Genomic DNA, 23,125 nt, shown 5'->3' with positions numbered 1-23,125 from the left:
GGGTCCGGACGGCGAGAGCATGGAGGTGCTCGGCCTCATCCTGCCGGACGGCGGCTCGGCCGTGGCGCTGATCGACGACGTGGATCTGGTGGACGACACCGACCCCGCCTGGCGCGATCTGGTCACCCGCGCGATCGACTGAGTTCAGACAAGAAAAAACGCCGGGGCTTCCACCCCGGCGTTTTGCTTTCGGACGTATCGGTGGCTTAGCCGCGCTGGTCGATCGGCACGTAGTCGCGCTCGGTCGGGCCGGTGTAGAGCTGGCGCGGGCGGCCGATCTTCTGCGACGGATCGGCCATCATTTCCTGCCACTGGGCGATCCAGCCTACGGTGCGGGCCAGAGCGAACAGCACGGTGAACATCGAGGTCGGGAAGCCCATCGCCGACAGGGTGATGCCCGAATAGAAGTCAACATTCGGGAACAGCTTGCGCGAGGTGAAATACTCGTCCTGCAGCGCGACCTTCTCCAGTTCCTTGGCGACCTGGAACAGCGGATCGTTCTCGCGGCCTGTGGCGGCCAGCACTTCGTAGGCTGACTGCTGCATGACCTTCGCGCGCGGGTCGTAGTTCTTGTACACGCGGTGGCCGAAGCCCATCAGCTTGTACTTGCGGTCCTTCACGCCCTGGATGAACTCGGGGATCTTGTCCGGGGTGCCGATCTCCTTGAGCATCGTCAGCGCCTCTTCGTTGGCGCCGCCGTGCGACGGGCCCCACAGGCAGGCGATGCCCGCGGCGATGCAGGCGAACGGATTGGCGCCCGACGAGCCGGCCAGACGCACAGTCGAGGTCGAGGCGTTCTGCTCGTGGTCGGCGTGCAGGGTGAAGATGCGGTCCATGGCGCGCACAAGCGCCGGATCGACGACATAGTCCTCGGCCGGCACGGCGAAGCACATGCGCAGGAAGTTCTCGGCGTAGGACAGGTCGTTGCGCGGCGACACGAAGGGCTGGCCGATGTGGTATTTATAGGCGCGCGCCGCGATCGTCGGCATCTTGGCGATCAGGCGGATGGCCGAGATGTTGCGCTGGACCGGATCATGGATGTCCAGGCTGTCGTGATAGAAGGCCGACAGGGCGCCGACGGTGCCGACCATGATCGCCATCGGGTGGGCGTCGCGACGGAAACCCTCGAAGAAGCGGTCGAACTGCGAATGCAGCATCGTGTGCATGGTGACGCTGTTTTCGAACGCCTCGAACTGCTCGGCCGTCGGCAGTTCGCCATGCAGAAGCAGGTGGCAGACTTCGATGAAGTTCGACTTCTCGGCCAGCTGGTCGATCGGGTAGCCGCGGTGCAGCAGGACGCCGGCGTCGCCGTCGATGTAGGTCAGAGCCGACTCGCACGACGCGGTCGAGGTGAAGCCGGGGTCGAAGGTGAAGGCGCCTGTGCCGGCGTACAGCTTGCGGATGTCGATGACTTCAGGGCCCGTCGAGCCCCCCAGCACCGGCAGATCGACGCTCTTGTCGCCATAGGAGAGGGTCGCCGATCCGGCGGGTTTGGCTTGTTCGGTCATCATGGCCCCTTGTCGATTATCGAGGGGCGCGGACCGGGGATGGCCCAGCGCCTTTCAATGGTGGACGTTCATGTAGTCTGTTGCAGCGCATCATCCAAGCGTCCCAGACTTTCGTCGCGACCAAGTGATGACAGAATGCGCGCGATGTCGGGCGAGGGACTGCCGCCGGTCAGGACGGCGCGCAGGGGCGGGCCGATCTTGCCGAAGCCGACGCCTTCCTCTTCGGCGAAGGCCTTCAGTTCGGCTTCCAGCGCGAACACGTCCCACGACTGGAACAGACCCAGACGCGCACGCAGGCGCTGCAGGCGCGCCAAGGTCTCTTCGACCAGCATGGCGCGGCCCTTGTCGCCCAGGCCCAGCGGTCGCGCCTTCAAGGCAAACTCAGACTGATCCGCCAGGTCGAGCAGGGTCTTGGCGCGGTCCTTGATGAAGGGCAGGGCGCGGGTCAGGCGATCCTCGTCGTCTTCCTGCAGCGCACGGCCGCGGGCCAGGTGCACGTCCAGCGCCAGCTTGGCGAGGCGGTCATCGTCGGCCAGGCGGATCCAGTGGGCGTTGACGTGGGCCAGCTTGTCGAAGTCCAGCCGCGCGGGCGCCTTGCCCACGCCCCCCAGGTCGAACCAGGCGATGGCCTGTTCGTCGCTGAACAGCTCGTCATCGCCGTGCGCCCAGCCCAGCCGGGCCAGATAGTTGCGCATCGCCTCGGGCAGATAGCCCATCTCGGCATACTCATGAACGGCCTGAGCCCCATGGCGCTTGGACAGCTTGGCGCCGTCCGGTCCGTGGATCAGCGGGATGTGCGCGAAGACAGGGCGAGCCCAGCCCAGGGCGTCGTAGATCAGGCTCTGTCGCGCGGCGTTGTTCAGATGGTCGTCGCCGCGAATGACGTGGGTCACGCCCATGTCGTGGTCGTCCACCACCACGGCGAGGTTGTATGTCGGCGCGCCGTCCGATCGCACGATGACCAGATCATCGAGAGCGGAAGAATCCCAGCTGACCAAGCCTTGCACGGCGTCGTCCACAGTCACCGCGCCTTCGGGCCGACGGAAGCGGATGGTGTGCGGCTTCATCAGATCGTCGACCGTCGGCGCGCGGTCGCGCCAGGGCGAGACGAAGGGACGGCCCTCGGCCTTGGCCTGATCGCGCAGGGCGCCGGTCTCTTCGGCCGTCAGGAAGTCGCGATAGGCGTGGCCCTTCGCCAAAAGCTGGTCGGCGACTTCGCGATGGCGCTCGGCCTGGGCGAACTGGAACGTCGGCTCTTCATCGGCGAACAGGCCGAGCCAGGACAGGCCCTGGAAAATGGCTTCCACGGCGGCGTCGGTCGAGCGCTCGCGGTCGGTGTCCTCGACCCGCACCAGGAACTTACCGCCATTGGCGCGGGCGTACAGCCAGTTGAACAACGCTGTTCTCGCACCGCCGATATGCAGATATCCTGTGGGCGAGGGGGCGAAGCGTGTGACGACAGTCGAGGCGGGGGAAGATGAGGTCATGGCAGGGGCGTCCGTTCGGGGCGCCCTTATAGCGCCGGACGCCGCAAAGCCCAGCATCGGCGCCCGCATCCGCGCCTGGTTGGCCGATCAGGCCTCGGCGCAAACCGATCAATGGCGGCTCTGGACGCCGGTCGCTTTCGGGGGCGGATGCGCCCTGTATCTGTATCTGAAGACCGAGCCGGGGCTGTGGCCGTTGCTGGCCGTTGGCGTCACGACAGCCGGACTGTGGCTGCTGGCGCGCGGCAGGGGGATGGGGCAGGCCTGGACCCTGCCGCTGCTGCTCCTGGCCTGCTTCGCCGGGGGCATGACGGCGGCGAAGCTGCGGGCCGAAGCCGTCGCCACGCCGATCGCGCCGTCTCTGGCCGAGCCGGTCACGCTCCATGCCTGGGTGCTGGACGTGGACAGTCCTGGCCAACGGGGCCACCGCATTCTGATCGCGCCTGTGCGCATCCTAGGTCTGGCGCCCGAGCAGACCCCGATTCGCCTTCGCGCCACCGTCCGTGGCGAACCGCCCCGACCGGGCGAGGCGGTGCGGCTCTACGGCATTCTCAACCCGACGCCGCCGCCGGTCAGCCCCGGCGCCTATGACTTCGGCCGCAACGCCTATTTCCAAGGCATGGGCGGCGTTGTGTTCGCTCTGGGCGAGACACGCCCGACGACGCTTGGCGAACCGCCCTGGCGGCTGCGGATGCAGATGCGGGTCAACGCCATACGTTTCGCCCTGGCCGAGCGTATCGTGGCGCGTCTGGGCCCCCGCACCGGCGGCGTCGCCGCCGCCATGACCACAGGCCACGAGACCTGGATCCAGCCCGAGGACCTGGACGCCATGCGGGATTCCGGCCTGGCGCATATCCTGTCGATCTCGGGCCTGCACATGGCGATCGTGGGGGGCTTTGTCTTCTTCGGCGTGCGCCTGCTTGTGGCTGCCTGGCCCTGGCTGGCGTTGCGGGTGTCGGGAAAGAAGGTCGCCGCCGTCGCCGGTCTGATCGCGGTCGGAACCTATTGGTGATCTCCGGCGCGCCGCCGCCGGCGGAGCGGGCGGCAACGACGGCGTCGATCGCCTTTCTGGCGGTGCTGCTGAACCGCCAGGCCGTCAGCCTGCATGCGCTGGCCGTGGCCGCCTTCGTCGTCCTGTTGTTGCAGCCCGAGGCGGTGGCGACGCCGGGCTTTCAGATGTCGTTCGCCGCGACGGCCGCCCTGGTGGCGCTCGCCGCCGCCTGGCCCAAGCGGACGCGTGAGATATCTGCGCCCTGGCCCGTCGTCTGGACACAGCGGCTGGCCAGCTGGCTGCTGATTGCGGGCATGGCCAGCCTGGTGGCGGGCGCCGCGACCGGGCCCTTCGCCATGCAGCATTTCAACCGCACGGCCATGTATGGTCTGGCCGCCAACCTGGCGACCGCGCCCATCGCGGACTTCATCATGATGCCGGCGCTGGCCCTAGGCGCGGCGTTGGAGCCGCTGGGGCTGGGCGCTCCCTTCCTGTGGGTGGCGGGCAAGGGCGTGGACGCCATGCTGGCGATCGGCCACTGGGCCTCGAACCTTCCCGGCGCGATCCGCACGATCGCCAGCGCGCCGACCCTGACGCTTCCGGTCGCCTTCGTCGGCATACTGATCCTGTGCATCCATCGGGGACCGCTGCGCTGGCTGGGGCTGCCGCTGGCTCTGGCGGTGCTGCTGTGGCCGCGCGGGGCGGCACCGGATGTCTGGATCGGCAACGCCGGGGCCAACGCCGCTTATCGCCAAGCCGACACGGCGGTGGTGATGAGACCCACGGGCCCGTTCGCCACCGACGTGTGGAGCCGGCGTCGAGGGCTTGAGGCGGTTGCCCGCGACCGGGAAGACTGGACCTGCGGCCGCACCCACTGCCTGCCGGACCCCGAAACCGAAGCGCCCATCGCCCTGTGGTGGGGCAAGCGCGCGCCATCCGCCGAGCAGATGCAATCTCTATGTGCGTCGGCCGAGATCGTCAGCGTGCGCGCGATCGTGTCGGACCTGCCAGCCGCCTGCGCGCAGCGCCTGGTGCTGGATGGCCGGGACTATGCGCGAGGCGGCACTGTCGAGCTGTGGCGCGACGGCGCGGGATGGCGCGCCCTGTGGGGATCCGACCTCAGGGGAGACCGGCCGTGGAGCCGCCTGGGCGACCCCGACTTTCAGTGATAGCGGCGGATGAGGCCGACCAGCTTGCCCTGCACCTCGACCTGGTCCGGCCCGAAGATGCGGGTTTCATAGGCGCGGTTGGCGGGTTCGAGCGCGATTGAGCCGCCCTTCTTGCGTAACCGCTTCAGCGTGGCTTCCTCCCCCTCGACCAGGGCCACCACGATCTCGCCCGACGAGGCGTTGTCCACGCGCTTGATGACGACCAGATCGCCGTTGAGAATGCCGGCCTCGATCATGGAGTCGCCCTCGATCTCGAGCATGTAGTGCTCGCCCGAGCCCACCATGGCCTCCGGCACGGGATAGCGAGCCGTTTCGTGCTGGATGGCGGCAATGGGGGTGCCGGCGGCGATCTTGCCCAGCAGCGGCAGTTCGCGGGTGTCGTTGGCGGGCTCGACCCGGCCGCCCTCGATGACGCCCGGCTTGAAGCCCGCCCGTCCGCGGGGAGCGCCGGCCGTGGCCTGTTCCGGCAGCTTGGTGACCTCGAGCGCTCGGGCCCTATGCGCCAGACGACGAATGAAGCCGCGTTCCTCAAGCGCCGTGATCAGCCGGTGGATGCCCGACTTGGACGCAAGATCCAGCGCCTCCTTCATTTCGTCGAAAGAGGGCGAGACGCCGGTTTCCTGAATGCGTTCGTGAATGAACATCAGGAGTTCGTGCTGCTTGCGCGTCAACATGGCGAATCGTCCAGAACAAGGCGTGAACCGTTGCCGATGTTCTGTAAGTGTTCTTGCCTAATGTCAACTTAACGGCGCAGGCCCACGAGCGGCATGCCGAGCGCGCTGCGCAGGCGAAGTGCGATGCGGCACCTGTCCCCGGCGAGCAGCCAGCTGTGCAGACGGGTCGTCAGCCTCCCGTCGCGATAGAGCAGAACGCCCGTCCAGTTCTGGCTGCCGGTGTCGCTGGCCGAGACCTGAACATCTTCGATATCGGAAATCGGGATAGGTCGGCTCTGCCCAAAGGCGTGAAGGGCGCCGTCTTGGATACGGATGGCCGGACCGCTCCACACAGCGATGCGGATCGCGGTGATGATGGCGACGAGGCCGGCGAAAACCCCCATAGCGCCCGCAACCATGGTGCGAGCGTTGCCGCGGTCTCCAGAGGCGAGCATCCAGCCGCCGACCACCAAGAGCACGAACGCGAGGGCCCCGTAGCCGACCAGCTTTCCGGCGTGAAAGCGCGCGACGACGGTCACGCCAGCAAGACCCGGGTCGCCGCCTCGACATCCTCCTGCCGCATCAGGCTTTCGCCGACCAGGATGGCCTGGGCGTCGGCGGCGGAAACACGGGCCACGTCTTCGGCGGTGAAGATGCCGCTTTCGGCGACAAGCAGGGCGCGGGGCGGGCTCAGCATCGCCAGCACCTCGGTCACGCCCAGATCGACCTCAAACGTCCGCAGAGACCGATTGTTGATGCCGACCAGATCGCCGCCCAGGCGGCAGGCTCGCGCCATTTCGGCCTCGTCGTGGGTCTCGATCAAAGCGTCCATCCCGAACCGCGCCGCCTCGGCCAACAGCTCGGCGGCCAGAGCGTCATCGATCATGGCCAGGATGATCAGGATGCAGTCGGCGCCCAGTTCCCGGCTTTCGGCCACCTGCCAGGGATCGACCAGGAAATCCTTGCGCAGGCAGGGCAGGGCCGTCGCCGCCCGCGCCTGCATCAGATAGGCGTCGTCGCCCTGAAAGCTGGGGCCATCGGTCAGGACCGACAGACAGGCGGCGCCGCCCCGCTCATACGCCTGCGCCAGCGACGGCGGGTCGAAGTCGGGGCGGATGACGCCCTTGGACGGGCTGGCCTTCTTGATCTCGGCGATCAGGGCCGGGCGTCCCGTCTCCTCGTGCGCCCATTCCAGCGCGGCGCGGAAGCCGCGCGGGGCCGAGACCTGGGCGGCGGCCTGTTCGACGGCGTCCTGAGACCGCTCGGCCTTGCGGACCGAGACCTCTTCCCGCTTGTAGGCGGCGATGCGCGCCAGCACGTCGGTCATTCGCCGTCGCCTTCGATGGGGGTGTTGGTGGCCTTGATCAGTTGCTCAAGCGCCTGACGCGCCCGGCCATCATCGATGGCGGCGGCGGCGATCGCCGCGCCCTCGGCCAGGTCAGCGGCGCGGTCGGCCACCACCAGAGCGGCGGCGGCGTTCAGCAGGACCACGTCGCGATAGGCGCCCGGCGCACCGTTCAGCAGAGCCGACAGGGCGGCCGCGTTATGCTCGGCGTCGCCGCCGCGCAGCGCTTCGATTTCGGCGCGAGCCAGGCCTGCGTCTTCGGGCGTGACCTGAAAGCGGCGGACGGCGCCGTCGCGCCACTCCGCCACCTCGGTCGGTCCGGTCAGGGTCAGCTCGTCCAGCCCCTGTCCATGCACGGTCCAGGCGCGCACGGCGCCCAGGCGGCCCAGCACCTCGGCCAGCGGCTCAAGCAGGCGCGGGTCATAGACGCCCATGACCTGACGCCGCGCACCGGCGGGATTGGACAGCGGGCCCAGCAGGTTGAACACGGTGCGGAACCCGATCTCGGCCCGCACCGGCCCGACGTGGCGCATTGCCCCGTGGTAGTGGGGGGCGAACAGGAAGGCGATGCCGGCCTCATCCAGCGCGCGACGCTGCTGGGCCTGATCGGCGCCCAGATTGACGCCGAGCGCCGACAGCACGTCCGACGACCCGGACTTGGAACTGAGCGCCCGGTTGCCGTGCTTGGCGACCTTCACGCCTGCACCGGCCAGCACCAGGGCCGCGGCGGTCGAGATGTTGAAGGTGTGGGCCCCGTCGCCGCCGGTGCCACAGGTGTCGATGGCGTCGTAGGGGTGGTCCAGCGTCAGCGCGGCCTGGCGCATGGCAAGCGCGAAGGCGGCGATCTCGTCCACCGTCTCGCCGCGCATCCGCATGGCCGTGACGGCCGAGGCGACCTGGGCCGGCGTCGGTTCGCCGCGCAGGCAGGCGGCGAAGAAGTCGAGCGCCTGATCGCCCGTCAGGGCATGGCCCTCGACCAGGCGCGACAGCAGAGGCTTGAACCCGTCGGCCAATTCAGGCCGCCTTCAGCCGACGCACGCCGGCGATGTCCAGGAAGTTGGCGATCAGGTCGTGGCCGTTCTCGGTGGCGATCGATTCGGGGTGGAACTGCACGCCGTGGATCGGCCGCGTCCGGTGCGACAGGCCCATGATCTCGCCATCCGCCGTCCAGGCCGTGACCTCCAGCGCGTCCGGCAGGGTCTCGCGCCGCACCGCCAGCGAATGATAGCGCGTCGCCGTAAAGGGTGAGGGCAGGCCGGCGAACACGCCGCGTCCCTCATGCTCGATGGGCGAGGTCTTGCCGTGCATCAGGGTCTTGGCCCGCACGACCTCGCCGCCGAACGCCTGGCCAATGGATTGATGCCCCAGGCAGACGCCCAGGATCGGCATGGATTCGGGCGCGCTTTCGATCAGGCCCAGGCAGATGCCCGCCTGATCTGGCGCGCAAGGGCCGGGCGACAGCAGCACGCCCTGCGGCTTCAGCGCCCAGGCCTCGTCGACGCTCAGATCGTCGTTGCGCACGACATGCGTCTGCGCGCCCAGCTCCGCGAGGTAGTGGACGAGGTTGTAGGTGAAGCTGTCGTAGTTATCGACGACCAGGATCATGAGCGGCTTCTAGTGCGAAATCGGCCAGATGGCGACGGCCTTTGCGCTCAGATATTCGCGCGGCGCGGAAAGTCGAGGGAGCGCCCGGCGACGGCCTTAACGCTTCGGTTAACCACCCCATGCTCGGATCGGCTCGGAGGAATCGCCATGACCGACGTCGCCCGCATCGAAAAGGCCCGCCAGCTGCTGGCCGAGCCCACGGTTCGCTCGAACGCCTGGGGCCTGCTGGCCGCCGCTTCCGCAATGGCGCTGTCGGCCGTGCTGATGGCCGGCGCGGTCGTGCTTGGTCCGGGATTTGGCGTCTAGGTCCGGCAGTTGTGCCAGCGTCTGCTTTCGACCCGTTGGAGACTTTGGACATGTATGCTGTGATCCATCCATGATCATCAGCGAACTCGCGCTTTCAGCTACGCTTGTGATCCAACTGATCCCTAGCGAACGAGCGGTTTTTCCTGATCACCAAGTCCTCGTCGCCTATGCTGATCAGGAAGTAGCGACAGCCGTACGAACCCCGCAGGTGCTGCCCAGTGGCAAGCTGCGCGTGCATGTCTACACTGTATATAGAAATGGCGTGGCGCTGTCTGGCGGACGGACGCCGGCCTATAGTGACGAGTGGGTTGATTTCGATTGCCGCGAAAAAACGTTCAGGCTTTTTCAGAGCAGTTTCTACCGTCCTAACGCCGAGACGGTTGAGGCCAGAGATGATCGAGCGGCGTTCGTCTTTGTTGAAGGCAATTTTTTGCGATCACGCCAGCTAGAAGCAGCCTGCGGGACTGTGGAGGGTCCGCGATACGCTGACTATTTCTTGTTCATGGAAGCTTACGGCTTGAACGATGGGCGCTCGCCTCGGTCCCGACCGGGAGTCTTAGTTCGGTAGGTCCGCTTCCCACCAAAAGCTGACGTTCAGAGCGTCCGCTTCTCGCGTCACTCTTTGCAAAGCCGCATCCACACCGCGTTATGCTCTTTCACCTCGCGGATGGTCTCGTCGGTGTCCCGCGACGACCAGTGATCGGCCGGGCGACGACGCAGAAGGTGGTCGCCCCCTGGATCTGCTCAATCCCGCCGGAACCCGTCATCGTCGCGCAGGCGCTCAGGGTCGGCGTGCGTCGAGCAGCAAAAACCCCGGCTCCTAAGAGCCGGGGTTTCTCTTTGGCTAGCGAACCAGCGAGCCGTAGCGCGATCGTCAGGGGATTATAATCGGAGGTTCCCCGCCGTCGCAGACTGCGTCCTGACACTCTAGGACGCACCGCTCATGGTTGCCGGTGATCTTCCAGCAAACGATCATGCAGTTGTCGAAGTCCGGGCACGACGTGGCAGTGCAAGGGGCGGGTGCTGCTGGAACATTGGCAACAACGGTAGCGGGTGAGAACGCAAGAGCGCCAACCATTGCGGCGGCTGCGAGTACTTTCTTCAGCATGATGTTTCCCTCTCCCACGGAACGTGAGGATCGCGAGTTCAATCGCTAAACCACTGCGAGCTATGCGGCAGGATGACGCATCCTAACCGTGTGAGGCGTGGGGACGTATCATGAAGCGACGAACGCCCGCCCCGGCGGACCGGAAGGCGGGCAAGTCGTATCGCGTTCCGGTGGCGGTGATCGAATGCAGTAAACCCCATCGGAGCATACAGGCCGCCGACACAGATGAGCGTAACGCTTCTAAGTAACGGCGATCAGTGTTATCGGTGCGTATGCGCGGTGCTTTGACCAGATACGTTTTATGGTTGGTATTGTTGCTGGCCGGGGTGAGTGCCTCCGCTGCAGCGCAGGCTCAAGACGGGCTGGATGAGCCAACTACAGTTGATGATGTTATAGTTCGCGGACGCGCGCTTGAAACCGCTGTTGAGCAGTTCGTCGGATCTCTGGCTGCGCCCGCTCGTATGCGGGGGCTTGCGCGATGGAACACGGCTATTTGCGTGGATGCCGTAAACTTCCGGCCAGATGTCAGGACTGAGATCGTCAGGCGAACAACAGAGGTTGCGACCGCCCTCGACGTCGCACTACAGAATGACGGCTGCGCCCCCAATATCGTGATCATGGGTGCCGCCGATGGGGCGGTCCTGGCTGACGCTGTGGTCGATCGGTTCAGGTCGAAGTTTTTCCGCTTCGGATCCACGCAGTCGAACCGCGGAGCAGCTGCGCTGACAGCGTTCCGGCTCTCTGACGCGCCGGTGCGATGGTGGCACGTAAGCCTCCCAGTTAATGTTATAACGGGCGCCCCGGCCATTCGCTTGCCTGGCGAGCCCGCAGTGGCTCTACCCTGCTACTCGCGATCAGTATCGCTAAAAGACATCAATCTCGCGGGCTTCGGTGGGTCGCGCACTGGTCGATCATGCAACGCGGTAACAGACCAGATCGTCGGGCTGTGGATGATTGTTGACGCTCAAGCCACTGACGGTTTTAGCTTGGAACAACTGGCCGACTACATTGCCTTCATTGCTATGGCGCAGGTTGATCCTGAGGCAGATTTAGCCAGTTTTGATACCATCCTGAACCTTTTCGAAAATCCTCAAGGATACAGCGGCATCACCGAATGGGACGAGGCCTATCTTATATCGCTATATCAAGGCCACAGCGAACGACTCGACCCCGCCGAGCAGACAGCGCGAATGATCGATCTATTCCGTGGATCGGGCCCGTAGCCGGCGACCACCTTTTTGTTGCGTATCGCGCGCTGCCGGATGGCGCTGGTGATCTAACCACCCTTGCGGAAACCTACAGCGTCCGTTTTCCGGTCTTAAGCTCAGTGTCCGCTCTCAGCTTTGAAGCCGAAGACCGCTTTCTACCCATAGGCGACCTGGGATAGGTGTGCTGTGATGCGACGATGGCCATCAGCGAACTCGCGATTTCAGCTACGATTCTGATCCAGCTGCTCACCAGCCAGCGGATGGTCTTTCCCAGGAACGAAGTGGTCGTCGCCTACGCCGATCAGGACATGGCGACAGCCGTAGGAAGCCCACTAGCTCTGTCAAACGGTAGCCTGCGCCTGCATGTTTATACGGTCTATCGAAACGGGGTGTCGCTATCTGGCGGAAGAACGCCAGCCTACAGTGACGAGTGGATCGATTTCGATTGTCGCGCAAAATCGTTCAGATTGTTCCAAAGCAGCTTCTACCGACCCAACGCCGACACGATAGAAACAAGGAATGATCAAGCGACATTCGTCTCCGTTGATGGTGAGCTTCTGCGTGAGCGCCAGCTAGAGACTATTTGTGGGACTGCGGAGCGCCCGCAATACGGCGACTACCTCTTGTTTATGGAAGCCTACGGTTTGAATGATGGTCGAACACCCCGGTCTGCACCCGGGCCTAGAGTTCAGTAAGTCCGCTTTCCACCCATAACAGACCCCGGCGACGTCCGATGATGGACGTCGGCGCCGGGCCGCTTCAGCTCTTGAACCGCCAGGCGTCTCCCGCGGCCCGCATCGGCGCGCGGGCCTTGGCCAGGGTTTCGGCGTATTCGGCGGCCGGATCGCTGTCGGCCACGACGCCCGCGCCGGCCTGGACGAAGACCTGATCGCGGGCGAACAGGGCGGTGCGCAGCACGATGCAGATGTCTGCCTGGCCGTCTGCCGAGATGTAGCCCACGCCGCCGCCGTAGCCGACGCCGCGCTTGGTCGTCTCCAGCTCGTCGATGACCTCCATCGCGCGGACTTTGGGCGCGCCGGACAGCGTGCCGGCGGGCAGGGCGGCGAGCAGGGCGTCAACGGCGTCCAGCTTCGGGTCGGCCCGGCCGCGCACGTCCGACACGATGTGCATCACCTGGCTGTAGCGCTCGATCTTGAAGCTTTCGGCCACCCGCACCGAGCCCGGCTGGGACACTCGGCCGACGTCGTTGCGGCCCAGGTCCAGCAGCATCAGGTGCTCGGCCCGCTCCTTGGGATCGGCCAGCAGTTCGGCCTCCAGGGCGCGATCGGCCTCGGGCGTCGCGCCGCGCGGACGGGTGCCGGCCAGGGGGCGGATGGTGACCTCGCCGTTCTTGAGCCGAACCAAGATCTCGGGACTGGAGCCGGCCAGCTGGAAGTCCGCCATGTCCAGATAAAACAGATAGGGCGACGGGTTCTGGCGGCGCAGGGTGCGGTAGACGGCGAAGGGGTCGCCCTCGAACGGCGCGCTGAAGCGGTGGCTCAGCACCACCTGGAAGATGTCGCCGGCACCGATGTAGTCCTTGGCACGTGCCACCAGGGCGCCGAAGCCGGCCTCGTCGACCGGCGAGGCGAAGGCCGGGGCAGCGGCTCTGTTTCCAGCAGGGCGGGGCGTGGCGGCGGACAGTTCGGCCTCGAACCGATCCAGCCGCGCCTGGGCCGATGTCAGAGCCTGCTCGGGATCGGCCCCGGCGTCGGGGTAGGCGGCGGCGATCAGCACGATCTCGTGCGCGACCGAATCGAAGATAGCCACCAGCGACGGGCGCGTCAGCACGGCGTCGGGCAGGTCCAGCGGGTCGGGATTGGCCTGACCCAGCGGCTCCAGCAGCCGCACCATATCGTAGCCGAAGACGCCGAACAGACCGGCGGCCATGGGCGGCAGGTCGTCGGGCAGCGCGAAGCGGGACGCCGCCATGAGGGCGCGCAGCGAGTCCAGTGTGGGAGAAGCTTCAGCCTCAAACCGGCCTGCAGCGACGCCTTCGCCGCGCGCCGTCTCGGCCTGGCCGCCGCGGCAGCGCCAGACCACATCGGGGTCCAGCGTCAGGATCGAATAGCGGCCGTTGACCGCGCCGCCTTCCACTGACTCCAGCAGACAGGTCCAGGGCCGCCCGCGCCCGACCTTCAAGAAGGCCGAGACGGGGGTCTCCAGATCGTCCACCAACCGCCGAACCAGAACCGCCGGCCGACCGGCGCCGAGTGCGTCGCGGAAGGCCGTTGCGGCGGCCCCGGCCTCTGCCGTCATTGGCCCGCCGGAGCAGCCGGGGCCGCCGGGGCGGGGGCGCCGGCCGGGTTGGCCGCGGCCTCGACGCCGATCGCTTCCAGGGCGCGCGCGGGGTCGTTCCTGGCCTTCACCTTGACGGCCGCCGCGTTGAACGCGGTCTGGATCAGGCCGTCGAACATGTCCTGGGTGACGCGCGGACGAGCCTGTTCGGCCAGCGGCGCGGCGATCGCGGCCGAGGGCGCGCGGATCTGATCGACGCGACCGACGACGAAGGCGTTGTTGCTGTTCGGCTGGCTGAACACCTGGCCGCGCGCCTGACCGAACAGGCCCTGCAGGGCGCCTTGGCCCAGTTCGTTCACCGTCTCCTGGCTGCGCTGGACGCCCTCCCGGGTGATGAGGGTGGCTCCGGCCGATGCAGCCACGGCGCCGATGTCCTCGCCGCCGCGCACGCGACCGGCCAGTTCCTCGGCCTTGGCGGCCAGGCGCTTGGCGTTTTCGCGCAGCACCCATTGCTGCGCCAGGGGCTCGCGCACCTCGGCCAGGGTCGGCAGCGCGGCCGGGGTGATGTCTTCCAGACGGACCGCGAAATACTGGCCCTGGCCCGCGTCGATGACATCGCTTTCGCCGCCCTTGCTCAGGCTGGCGATGCTGGAGAGCACCTGCGGCGGGGCGTTCATCGGCTGGCCGTCGGGCAGCTGACCGTCGGCCGTCACCGGCGGCAGCTGGATGATGCGCGCTCCGACTTCCTGGGCGGCGGCGGTCAGGGTCTTTCCTTCGTTGCGCGCGCGCTCATAGGCCTCGACGCGTTCGAAAGTCTGGGCGCGAGCGGCCTGACCACGCAGTTCCTCGACGATCTGGGGCCGGGCGCTGTCCAGCGTCACCGCACGACCAGGCGTGACCGTGTCCAGCTTGATGACCGTGAATCCGACGCCGGCCTGAACCGGCTGGGACACCTGACCGGGCGTCATGCCAAAGGCGGCCTCGGCGACCGGACGGTCGCCGATCGCGCTCTGCGGCTGCGTGTCATAGACGGCCGGACGAATATTGTTGGCGCGGCCCACGGCGGCGGGGTCTTCGCCGGCCTGCAGCGCGGCCTGGATGCGTTGCGCGACCTCGCGCGACGGCGCGGTCAGGGTGGTGAAGCTGCGGCGCTCGGGCTCGGACAGGGCGTCCTTCTGGAACTCGAACCGTTCCGCGATCTGCGCCTCGGTGATCGGGAGCGCCTGGATCGCAGCGGCGTCCGGCGAGAACAGGACCAGCGAGGCCATGCGGAACTCGGGCCGGCGCAGCTGGGCGGCGTTTTCGTTCAGGAAGGCGGTCAGCTGCTCGTCCGTCGGCGCAGCCGTCGTGCCGGCCATCGCCTGGCTGACGACGAACCAGCGTCCGTCGCGGCTCTCCAGCGCCTGACCCGCCACCAGAGCGCCGTAGATGCGAGGAACGCGCGCGCCGGCGAACAGGCCCGAGCCGAAATGCTCAAGCAGCGCCTGGTCGCGGAAATCCTGTTCAATCTCGACCGAGGTGACGTTCTGCTCGGCCAGGATCTGGTTATAGCGGTCGGGGTCGAACTGACCGGTCACCTGATTGAAGAAGGCGGGCAGGGCGCGGATCTGCTTCAGCACCAGCTCCTTGCCGGGCCGGATGCCGGCGCCCCAGGCCCATTCCAGGAAGCCGAACCGCTGGGTCTGGCTTTCGAGGTAACGCAGATGAAGACCTTCGTTGACCAGGTCCTGGAACGCCACCGGCTGGCCCGATCGGTTCTGGATGTCGGCGCGAACCCGCTCGAACGCGCGCCGGAACTCTTCCTGGCCCTGACTGCGGTCGCCGGCCTCGATGACGTGACGCGGTCCCAGGCTGCCGAAGATATCGACCTGGCTGCCGCCCGTGATCAGCAGGCTGAGCGCCATCACGGCGAGCAACCCCACGGCCCACTTGGACTTGGCGAAGTTGCGGAACATCGAGATCATGAAACGGACCTGCGGCTTGGAACCGGGCGAAGCGCCCCTACGGCCGTATAGGGCGCGACCCGTGGCGACCGCAAGGCGAGGCGATCGGTCACGGCTTGGCTTGAGGAAAAGCGGCGCCTAAAGAAGGCGCATGAAACGATCCGTGAAGCTTATCGCCGGCAACTGGAAGATGAACGGTCAGGCGGACGGCCTGGCTCAGGCGCGCCGTCTGATCGAGGCCCTGGTCAGCGAGCCGACGTCATCCCGCGTGGCCGTCATGCCGCCCGCAACGCTGGTCTCGCGCCTTGCTGAACTCGCCTCGGGCTCCGTGGTCGAGGTTGGAGGGCAGGACTGTCGCGCCGAGGCGGCCGGCGCCTTCACGGGCGACATTTCGGCCGAGTTGCTCGCCGAAGCGGGGGCCGCTCTCGTGATCCTGGGCCATTCCGAGCGCAGACAGGGACACGGCGAGACGGACGCCGACGTGTCCGCCAAGGTGGAGGCCGCCCTGCGTGCGGGCCTAGAGCCCGTCATCTGCATCGGCGAGACGTTGCAGGAGCGCGAGGCCGGCCGTGCCATCGAAGTGGTCAGGAGCCAGATCTCCGGTTCGCTGCCGATGTCGCTGAACGGGCGAGCCTTCGCCGTAGCCTATGAGCCAGTCTGGGCTATCGGGACGGGGCTGACGCCGACGCTGGAGCAGATCGCCGAGGTCCACGCCGCCGTGCGCGCCGCCCTGGTCGAGCAACTGGGCGAAGGCGGCCAGGCGCCGCTGATTCTGTACGGCGGGTCAGTCAAGCCCAGCAACGCGGCCGAGATTTTGGCAGTGGAAGAGGTCGGCGGGGCCCTGGTCGGCGGCGCGTCGCTCAAGGCCGATGACTTCCTGGCCATCATCCGCGCGGCCTGATCGTTCGCGCCACCCTTTGATTGCTCGCGAGCGGCTTCGGTGTTAGAGGCCGCCGCTTGATCGGCGCAGTTCCGCGCCCACATGTCGGCTGCCATGCTCCAGACCATTCTCCTCGTCGCCATGATCATCATCTCGGTCGCCCTGTCCGGGGTGATCCTGCTGCAGAAGTCAGAGGGCGGCGCCCTGGGCATGGGCGGCGGTGGCGGCGGTGGCGGCGGCTTCATGACCGCGCGCGGCGCGGCGAACCTGCTGACGCGCACCACTTCGATCTTGGCGGTGCTGTTCTTCCTGTGCGCCATCGGCCTGACCATCGCCGGCAACATGGAGCGCGGCTCGCGCTCGGTGATCGACGCCGACGCCATCGGCTCCATCGCCATCGGCGATCAGGCCCCGGCCGCGGCGGGCGCTCAACCCGCCGAACCGGCCGCGCCGACGCGGACCGCGCCTTCGCTGGACGACCTGGAAGCCAGCCTTCCGGCGGCCTCCGCTCCGGCGCCAGCTCCCGCTCCCGCTCCCGCCCAGTAGGGCGACAGGACTAGAAACGACCCTGAAAGCGCGCCCGACCGGCGCGCTTTCTTCTTTTGATCAACAGTTCGCCGCATCGCGCACTCTCGCGCCGGGCGAATCATGCAGTAGGGTGTCCGCCCATGGCTCGCTATGTGTTCATCACCGGCGGCGTGGTTTCCTCGCTTGGAAAAGGCCTCGCCTCCGCCGCTCTCGGAGCGCTTCTTCAGGCGCGCGGCTACAAGGTCCGCCTGCGCAAGCTCGACCCCTATCTGAACGTCGATCCGGGCACGATGAGCCCGTATCAGCACGGTGAGGTCTTCGTCACCGACGACGGCGCCGAGACCGACCTGGACCTGGGCCACTACGAGCGGTTCACCGGCGTGTCGGCGGCCAAGTCCGACAACATCACGACCGGCCGCATCTATTCGACCATCCTCGAGAAAGAGCGGCGCGGCGACTATCTGGGCGCCACGGTTCAGGTGATCCCGCACGTCACCGACCAGATCAAATCCTTCTGCCTGACCAAGGCCCTGACCGACGACGGCGAGGACGTGGACTTCGTGCTGGTCGAAATCGGCGGCACGGTCGGCGACATCGAGGGGCTGCCGTTCTTCGAAGCTATCCGTCAGTTGGGCCAGGATCTGCCGCGCGGGCAGTCGTGCTTCGTGCACCTGACGCTGCTGCCCTTCATCAAGACCGCCGGCGAGATGAAGACCAAGCCGACGCAGCACTCGGTCAAGGAACTGCGCTCCATCGGCATTCAGCCTGACATCCTGCTGTGCCGCTGCGAACAGCCGATTCCGGCCGACGAGAAGCGCAAGATCGGCCTCTTCTGCAATGTGCGCGAGAGCGGCGTGATCCAGGCGATGGATTCGGCCGACATCTACGCCGTGCCGCTGGACTATCACCGCGAGGGGCTTGACCGCGAAGTCCTGGCCCACTTCGGCGTCACCGACGCGCCCGAGCCGGACCTGTCTGGCTGGGAAGAGATCGTGCGCCGCCGCACCAATCCGGACGGCGAGGTCACCGTCGCCGTCGTCGGCAAGTACACAGTGCTGAAGGACGCCTACAAGTCGCTGATCGAGGCGCTGCATCACGGCGGCGTGGCCAACAACGCCAAGGTCAACATCGACTGGGTCGAGGCCGACACCTTCGAGGGCGACCCCGAAGCCTGCGCCGAGCGGCTCCAGAACGCCCACGCCATTCTGGTGCCCGGTGGCTTCGGGGAACGCGGGGCGGAGGGGAAGATCGAGGCGGCCCGCTTCGCTCGCGAGCGGCATATTCCGTATTTCGGCATCTGCTTCGGCATGCAGATGGCGGTGATCGAAACCGCCCGGAACCTGGCGGGTCTGAGCAAAGCCTCCTCGACAGAGTTCGGGCCGGCGGCCGAACCTGTCGTCGGTTTGATGACCGAATGGACACAGGGCAATCAGCGCGTTCTGCGCCAGCAGGGCGGCGATCTGGGCGGCACCATGCGCCTGGGGGCCTATGCCTCGACGCTGAAGGCCGGGACCCGGATCGCCGACATTTACGGCGCAACCGACATCAGCGAGCGCCATCGCCACCGCTACGAGGTCAACATCAACTACCGCGAGGCGATCGAGGAGGCCGGCATGGTCTTCTCGGGCCTGTCGCCTGACGGCGTGCTGCCCGAGACTGTCGAGCGGCCGGACCACCCGTGGTTCATCGGCGTGCAGTACCATCCGGAACTGAAAAGCCGCCCGTTCGCCCCGCACCCGCTGTTCGCCAGCTTCATCGGCGCGGCGTTGGAGCAAAGCCGGCTGGTCTAGTTCTGTCCGCTACCGTTCACGCACGTTTGTTGCGTCAGTCCCTCCGGCCTGTGCCATTATGGGGCGGGCTGTTGCAGGAGAGCGTCGTGGCGGGAGAGCTTTTATACTTTCTGCACAAACACTTCAGGATGACTGTCGTCTTGACCCTGTGCGTCACCGCCGTCCTGATCGCCGGCTCAGCCATTCTCGGGTTGCTTCGACCCGTGACGGGCGCCTGACGGAAAAGGGTGGCGGTGCAGTCAGTCCAATGCGAACTTGTCTCTAGCTCAAGTTCGGCGGTTGCGGGGGGTGCCGCCGATATCAGGCAGATAAACATCGGTTATCCGCCGGCCCTTAGCCGTTCGCTCCAGATGCACGTACACATCAACCGTTGAACGGATGTAGTGAGCTATGTCTTCACGCCGGAGGGCTGTGCCGCTTTGGAGGACCAGCAGAGCTATTTGCTCGATAGCGTGCTCGGGAGAGTTTGCGTGCACGGTTGTCATGGACCCAGGATGGCCGGTGTTTACGGCTCGGAGAAATGCGTAGGCTTCCGCTCCTCGAAGCTCGCCTAAGATGATCCGGTCCGGCCGCATTCTCAAAGCTGCGTTCAAAAGGTCATCGGTTGTGACAGCAGTTTCGCTGAGCGCGCTGCGAGCAGACAACAGACCCACAGCATTCTCATGGTTCAACTTCAGTTCCGGGGCGTCTTCGATCACGATCAGGCGTTCCGAGGGGTCGATCTCCCGGATGAGGGCGTCAAGGAACGTGGTCTTGCCAGTAGACGTACCGCCTGAAACGAGGATGTTCATCCTGCCCTTCACCGCGGAAGAGAGCAGGGCCACATAATCTCCGGACGCAAGCAGCACTTCGAGCTTGTTCTTAAGTTCTGTGGTCTCAGCCGTCCGCGACCCCAGTCCCTCAAACCCTCCGTTTGATGCGTAATCGTCTAGCTTGAGACCGACGGCCACGTGCTTTCGGATTGCCATCGCCAGATGCCCGCGTGTGGCTGGTGGAAGGATGATCTGAATGCGTTCGCCGCTTGGCAGGGAAGCGGACAGCAGTGGATGTTCGCGACTTATGCCTTGGTGTGCGTGCGCCGCAATCTGGCGGGCCAATCTTTCAAGGACGCTGCTGGAAAGCGTATCGACTTTCGTCCGCTCAATCGTTCCACCAACAGTCTCAATCCAGATTTCGCCAGGACGATTGACGTAAACGTCCGTAACGTCCGGTCGGCGCAGTACAGCGGAAAATGGGGCCAGATAGCTCTGGAGATAAATTTGTCCGGAATCGGTCGGCTCGGTCACGACCGCTCGCTTGCCGTTGCGAAATCCAGGTCTCGTGCAACTAGAACACTCACACTCGCGCCGGCAGGAACCCTCAGCGTCGGCGTGAGCCGTTGCGTCGCAGGGCCCGTGGGGCCGGTGTTTTGAATTGAGCCAGGCAACGCAAGGATCAACGCCCCGTCGCCGCCAATGCTCCGACCCGCGATAGCCGTGCCGAGACTGACCGTGGTCTGCAGCAGAGCCGAACCGAACCGCTGCAGGAAGTGATTGTCCACCTGGCCCCGAAGCCCAATGCGCCCCTGTAGATCAGCGGCCGGAGAACCTAAGGCTATTGTCACGCCGTCTGGGCGGACAAGTCGTGACCATTGGATCAGCGCACGGTTTTGGCCTGCTGACAGGTCAGCTTGATACTCTCCAAAAATCCGTGATCCGCGGGGGACCAGAACCTTTCTGCCATCAAAGCCTGTGATGGCGCGCGAGACGATGGCTCGAACGACGCCTGGTTGGGTAGAGTCCAGCGCTGTCTCCAAGACGGCAGGGATCAGAGAGCCCTGCGGAATGATGGAGTTGGCCGAAGCGATCCGATCCGGGCGGCTAACGTTTTCAGCGACTGACGACGGGCCGGAACCGGGACTTGATGGGCCTGCGCGCGTGGTGTCGATGACTAGCGAGCGGTTTCTGTTTTCGCCGGTCCTAGAAATCGTGGGTGGCGACACGGAATCCAGAGGCGGCGTGTAAGCTGGCGGAGGCGTGTAACCTGCTGGAGGCGGCTGAGCCGCGTATGCAGGCGGGACGGGCGGGACAGGCGGCTGCAGCTGTGGTGGCGGGGGCATGGGAGCGAACCCGTCAACCGCCGGAACCTCGACCACGGACTATGAGGAGTACGGCTACGACGCGGCCGGCAATGTGGTCAGCGTCCGCAACCGGGCAGGGGAGGTGACGACGGCGGCCTATGACGCCCTGGGTCGCCAGACCAGCGTGACTGCGGCGGCCAACCCGGCGATCGGCGGCCTGTACGCCTACGACAATCTGGGCCGGCCGACGAGCGCCACGGCGCACGGCGGCGGGACCTGGCCGATGGCGTGGGACGCGCTGGGCCGAATGACCAGCCAGGGCTCGATCCTCGGCACGATGAGCTACGGCTACGACGCGGCGGGCCGTCGGACCTCGATCCAGTGGCCTGACGGCTTCTGGGCGGCCTACGACTACAACGTCGCGGGCGATCTGACGGGGGTGCGCGAGAACGGGACCAACTGGCCCCTGGCCAGCTACGGCTATGACAACCTGGGCCGTCGCGCGTCGATCACGCGGGCGAACGGAGCCAACACCACCTACGCCTACGACGCGGCGGGGCGGCTGTCGGGCCTGACCCACGATGCAGCCGGTACGGCGCAGGACCTGACGCTGGGCTTCACCTACAATCCCGCCGGCCAGATCATGAGCCGCACAGCCTCCAACAGCGCCTATGCCCATACGCCGGGCGCGGGCCTGACGAGCTACGCCAACAACCGACGCAACCAGGTCACCAGCGTCGGCGGCGCGGCGGTCGGCTACGACGCCCGGCTCAACATCACCTCGGCCCCCGGCGTGGGCAGCTACGGCTACGATCAGGCCAATCAGATGACCTCGGCCAACGGGGCGTCGCTGTTCTACGATCCGCTGGGGCGGCTGGCGCGCACGACCGGCTCGTCGGAAGACGTGATGTTCTTCTACGACGGCCATCAGGTCGTGGGGGAATACAACAGCGCCGGCCAGCTGGTGCGGCGCCATGTGCCGGGCGCGGGCCTGGACGACGTGCTGGCGACCTATGAAGGCACGGGCTTCGACCGGCGCTGGCTGATGACCGATGAGCGCGGGTCAGTGGTCGGCCTGACCGACAACTCCGGCGCCACCCTGGCGATCAACACCTACGACGAATACGGCGTGCCGGGCGCCGGCAACCAGGGCCGGCTGCAGTACACGGGGCAGATGTGGTTGCCGCAGGCCCAGCTCTACCACTACCGCGCCCGAGCCTACGCGCCCCAGCTGGGACGGTTCATGCAAACCGATCCCATCGGATACGGCGATGGCCCCAACCTCTACGCCTACGTGGGAGGGGATCCGGTGAACTGGGTCGATCCTATGGGGCTCCAAGCCTTGGTGCCTGGAAGGAGGGTTGCCAGGGACAAGTGCGAACCTGATGGAAGAATTGGATACAACTCACAAAATATAGAAGTGTGCTTCGTGGAGGGGCCAACTGGCGGACCGCAGATTCAATGGGGCGGATCGCAGGAAGGGCCTTGGTTTGGAGGGCCTGGTTTGGGAGGTGTTTCGGAAGGAGGGGCAGCTCAGTTACCGCGTTTGGCGGATCCGAACGTCAACTGCCGCCTTTGGCGCCAAGGAGATATGGTGGCAGACATCGGTGGGTGGATCGAACTAGGTGGTCTTTCGACTATGGTCGCAGGAGCAGCAATTACATCCGTAAGTTGGGAGACGGGCGTCGGAGCTGCAATCGGAGGATACTTGATGAGCGCAGGTATCGTGCATACCTCTTTCGGCGGTGCCGTGGCCACATCTGGCGTGGTGATGCAAGGCTTCGCTGGCGATCCGATCCCCCTTGGGGCCGATTTGGCGATAAGGCTTTCACCTTTGCGTTTGATCCCAAACGATATGGCACAAAGCATTTCTGAGAGGTTCGTAGGCGATAGACTTTCAGGCGCCATTTCAAGAAGAAGGGGTTCTCCGTGCCTATAAAATACAGCAATTGCATGAAAATTGTTTTTGCGCTGCGAGCATTAGCGGCTATCTGCCTTGCGATAATATTGCTTTCGTGGTTTAGTGATATAAATTTTGGAATATTGACAACAATATCATTGTTGGCCATTTTTCCTATATTTATTGCTTCTGGTTGGGTAAAGTTTATAGATATAAAATCTAAGAATCCGCCGTTGGCTAATAACTTCTTGAATAGTAACTTCTTGAATAAAAAGCTAGTGGCATTGACAATATTGTCTGGTCTTGTTTTTGGGTGCTGTCTAGGTGTAGTGTTATATTTCTTTTATTGACGATTTTGTAGTCAATATCATCTTCGTGATGCCGTCGGACCTCGATCCACTAGCCCGACC

Annotated in this window: 21 protein-coding genes; 10 read left to right on the top strand and 11 right to left on the bottom strand. The window is 65.6% G+C overall.

Annotated elements, in window-relative coordinates; translation table 11 throughout:
* Positions 1–206: 206 nt before the first annotated feature.
* Positions 207–1,508 (bottom strand): citrate synthase, encoded by a 1,302-nt coding sequence (gene gltA / locus ACK4I0_RS11585; RefSeq protein ID WP_409611110.1) that lies wholly within the window; start codon positions 1,506–1,508, stop codon positions 207–209.
* A gap of 68 nt (positions 1,509–1,576) precedes the next feature.
* Positions 1,577–2,995, bottom strand: coding sequence for a glutamate--tRNA ligase (gene gltX, locus ACK4I0_RS11580; RefSeq protein WP_409611108.1), 1,419 nt, complete (start codon positions 2,993–2,995; stop codon positions 1,577–1,579).
* Here gltX and ACK4I0_RS11575 point away from each other — a divergent pair.
* Positions 2,994–4,004: a ComEC/Rec2 family competence protein gene (locus ACK4I0_RS11575; RefSeq protein WP_409611106.1), complete on the top strand. Its 1,011-nt coding sequence runs from the start codon at positions 2,994–2,996 to the stop codon at positions 4,002–4,004. The genes gltX and ACK4I0_RS11575 overlap by 2 nt on opposite strands.
* On the top strand, positions 4,001–5,152 hold the full coding sequence (locus ACK4I0_RS11570) for a ComEC/Rec2 family competence protein (RefSeq protein ID WP_409611104.1): 1,152 nt from the start codon (positions 4,001–4,003) through the stop codon (positions 5,150–5,152). The genes ACK4I0_RS11575 and ACK4I0_RS11570 overlap by 4 nt, the downstream gene beginning before the upstream one ends.
* On the opposite strand, the gene lexA is transcribed toward ACK4I0_RS11570, so the two are convergent.
* From lexA to ACK4I0_RS11545, 5 genes are all read right to left on the bottom strand, one after another.
* Positions 5,146–5,826 (bottom strand): transcriptional repressor LexA, encoded by a 681-nt coding sequence (gene lexA, locus ACK4I0_RS11565; RefSeq protein ID WP_409611102.1) that lies wholly within the window; start codon positions 5,824–5,826, stop codon positions 5,146–5,148. The two genes, ACK4I0_RS11570 and lexA, sit on opposite strands and share 7 nt — an antisense overlap.
* Before the next feature lie 68 nt (positions 5,827–5,894).
* The gene (locus ACK4I0_RS11560; RefSeq protein ID WP_409611100.1) at positions 5,895–6,344 is read right to left on the bottom strand and encodes a hypothetical protein; all 450 of its coding nucleotides are present in this window, start codon (positions 6,342–6,344) and stop codon (positions 5,895–5,897) included.
* Entirely contained in the window at positions 6,341–7,132 is a 792-nt protein-coding gene (trpC, locus tag ACK4I0_RS11555) for an indole-3-glycerol phosphate synthase TrpC (protein WP_409611098.1), read from the bottom strand. Before trpC ends, ACK4I0_RS11560 begins: the two co-directional genes overlap by 4 nt.
* Positions 7,129–8,163, bottom strand: coding sequence for an anthranilate phosphoribosyltransferase (trpD, locus tag ACK4I0_RS11550; RefSeq protein ID WP_409611096.1), 1,035 nt, complete (start codon positions 8,161–8,163; stop codon positions 7,129–7,131). Before trpD ends, trpC begins: the two co-directional genes overlap by 4 nt.
* 1 nt (position 8,164) lies before the next feature.
* Positions 8,165–8,755, bottom strand: a complete 591-nt coding sequence (locus tag ACK4I0_RS11545) for an anthranilate synthase component II (protein WP_409611094.1) — start codon at positions 8,753–8,755, stop codon at positions 8,165–8,167.
* 147 nt (positions 8,756–8,902) lie between these two features.
* On the opposite strand from ACK4I0_RS11545, the gene ACK4I0_RS11540 reads away from it, so the two are divergent.
* From ACK4I0_RS11540 to ACK4I0_RS11525, 4 genes are all read left to right on the top strand, one after another.
* On the top strand, positions 8,903–9,061 hold the full coding sequence (locus ACK4I0_RS11540) for a peptidoglycan-binding protein (protein ID WP_409611092.1): 159 nt from the start codon (positions 8,903–8,905) through the stop codon (positions 9,059–9,061).
* A 70-nt stretch (positions 9,062–9,131) separates the two neighbouring features.
* Positions 9,132–9,629 carry a hypothetical protein gene (locus ACK4I0_RS11535; RefSeq protein ID WP_409611090.1) on the top strand — a complete coding sequence of 166 codons (498 nt, stop codon included), beginning with the start codon at positions 9,132–9,134 and terminating at the stop codon, positions 9,627–9,629.
* An 824-nt stretch (positions 9,630–10,453) separates the two neighbouring features.
* Entirely contained in the window at positions 10,454–11,392 is a 939-nt protein-coding gene (locus tag ACK4I0_RS11530; RefSeq protein ID WP_409611088.1) for a hypothetical protein, read from the top strand.
* A 182-nt stretch (positions 11,393–11,574) separates the two neighbouring features.
* Positions 11,575–12,072, top strand: a complete 498-nt coding sequence (locus ACK4I0_RS11525; RefSeq protein WP_409611086.1) for a hypothetical protein — start codon at positions 11,575–11,577, stop codon at positions 12,070–12,072.
* A gap of 64 nt (positions 12,073–12,136) precedes the next feature.
* Here ACK4I0_RS11525 and trpE read toward each other — a convergent pair whose 3' ends face one another.
* The gene (gene trpE, locus ACK4I0_RS11520) at positions 12,137–13,636 is read right to left on the bottom strand and encodes an anthranilate synthase component I (RefSeq protein ID WP_409611084.1); all 1,500 of its coding nucleotides are present in this window, start codon (positions 13,634–13,636) and stop codon (positions 12,137–12,139) included.
* Positions 13,633–15,579 (bottom strand): peptidyl-prolyl cis-trans isomerase, encoded by a 1,947-nt coding sequence (locus ACK4I0_RS11515; protein ID WP_409611082.1) that lies wholly within the window; start codon positions 15,577–15,579, stop codon positions 13,633–13,635. The genes trpE and ACK4I0_RS11515 overlap by 4 nt, the downstream gene beginning before the upstream one ends.
* A gap of 130 nt (positions 15,580–15,709) precedes the next feature.
* Between ACK4I0_RS11515 and tpiA the strand changes: the two genes are divergently transcribed.
* From tpiA to ACK4I0_RS11500, 3 genes are all read left to right on the top strand, one after another.
* Positions 15,710–16,459, top strand: a complete 750-nt coding sequence (gene tpiA, locus ACK4I0_RS11510) for a triose-phosphate isomerase (protein ID WP_409611080.1) — start codon at positions 15,710–15,712, stop codon at positions 16,457–16,459.
* Between the two features lie 93 nt (positions 16,460–16,552).
* Positions 16,553–16,984: a preprotein translocase subunit SecG gene (gene secG / locus ACK4I0_RS11505; RefSeq protein ID WP_409611078.1), complete on the top strand. Its 432-nt coding sequence runs from the start codon at positions 16,553–16,555 to the stop codon at positions 16,982–16,984.
* Between the two features lie 122 nt (positions 16,985–17,106).
* Entirely contained in the window at positions 17,107–18,756 is a 1,650-nt protein-coding gene (locus tag ACK4I0_RS11500; protein ID WP_409611076.1) for a CTP synthase, read from the top strand.
* A 266-nt stretch (positions 18,757–19,022) separates the two neighbouring features.
* Here ACK4I0_RS11500 and virB11 read toward each other — a convergent pair whose 3' ends face one another.
* Together virB11 and ACK4I0_RS11490 are read right to left on the bottom strand one after the other, a co-directional pair.
* A complete protein-coding gene (virB11, locus tag ACK4I0_RS11495) occupies positions 19,023–20,042 on the bottom strand; it encodes a P-type DNA transfer ATPase VirB11 (RefSeq protein WP_409611074.1) in 1,020 nt (339 codons plus the stop codon).
* Positions 20,039–20,854 carry a TrbI/VirB10 family protein gene (locus ACK4I0_RS11490; protein ID WP_409611072.1) on the bottom strand — a complete coding sequence of 272 codons (816 nt, stop codon included), beginning with the start codon at positions 20,852–20,854 and terminating at the stop codon, positions 20,039–20,041. Before ACK4I0_RS11490 ends, virB11 begins: the two co-directional genes overlap by 4 nt.
* On the opposite strand from ACK4I0_RS11490, the gene ACK4I0_RS11485 reads away from it, so the two are divergent.
* Entirely contained in the window at positions 20,853–22,754 is a 1,902-nt protein-coding gene (locus ACK4I0_RS11485) for an RHS repeat-associated core domain-containing protein (RefSeq protein ID WP_409611070.1), read from the top strand. The genes ACK4I0_RS11490 and ACK4I0_RS11485 overlap by 2 nt on opposite strands.
* Positions 22,755–23,125 lie beyond the last annotated feature (371 nt).

The sequence above is a fragment of the Brevundimonas sp. genome (assembly GCF_046295775.1).
GTDB lineage: Bacteria > Pseudomonadota > Alphaproteobacteria > Caulobacterales > Caulobacteraceae > Brevundimonas.
Note: the sequence above shows the minus strand (reverse complement) of the source record. Positions and strands in the feature narration are given on the sequence as shown.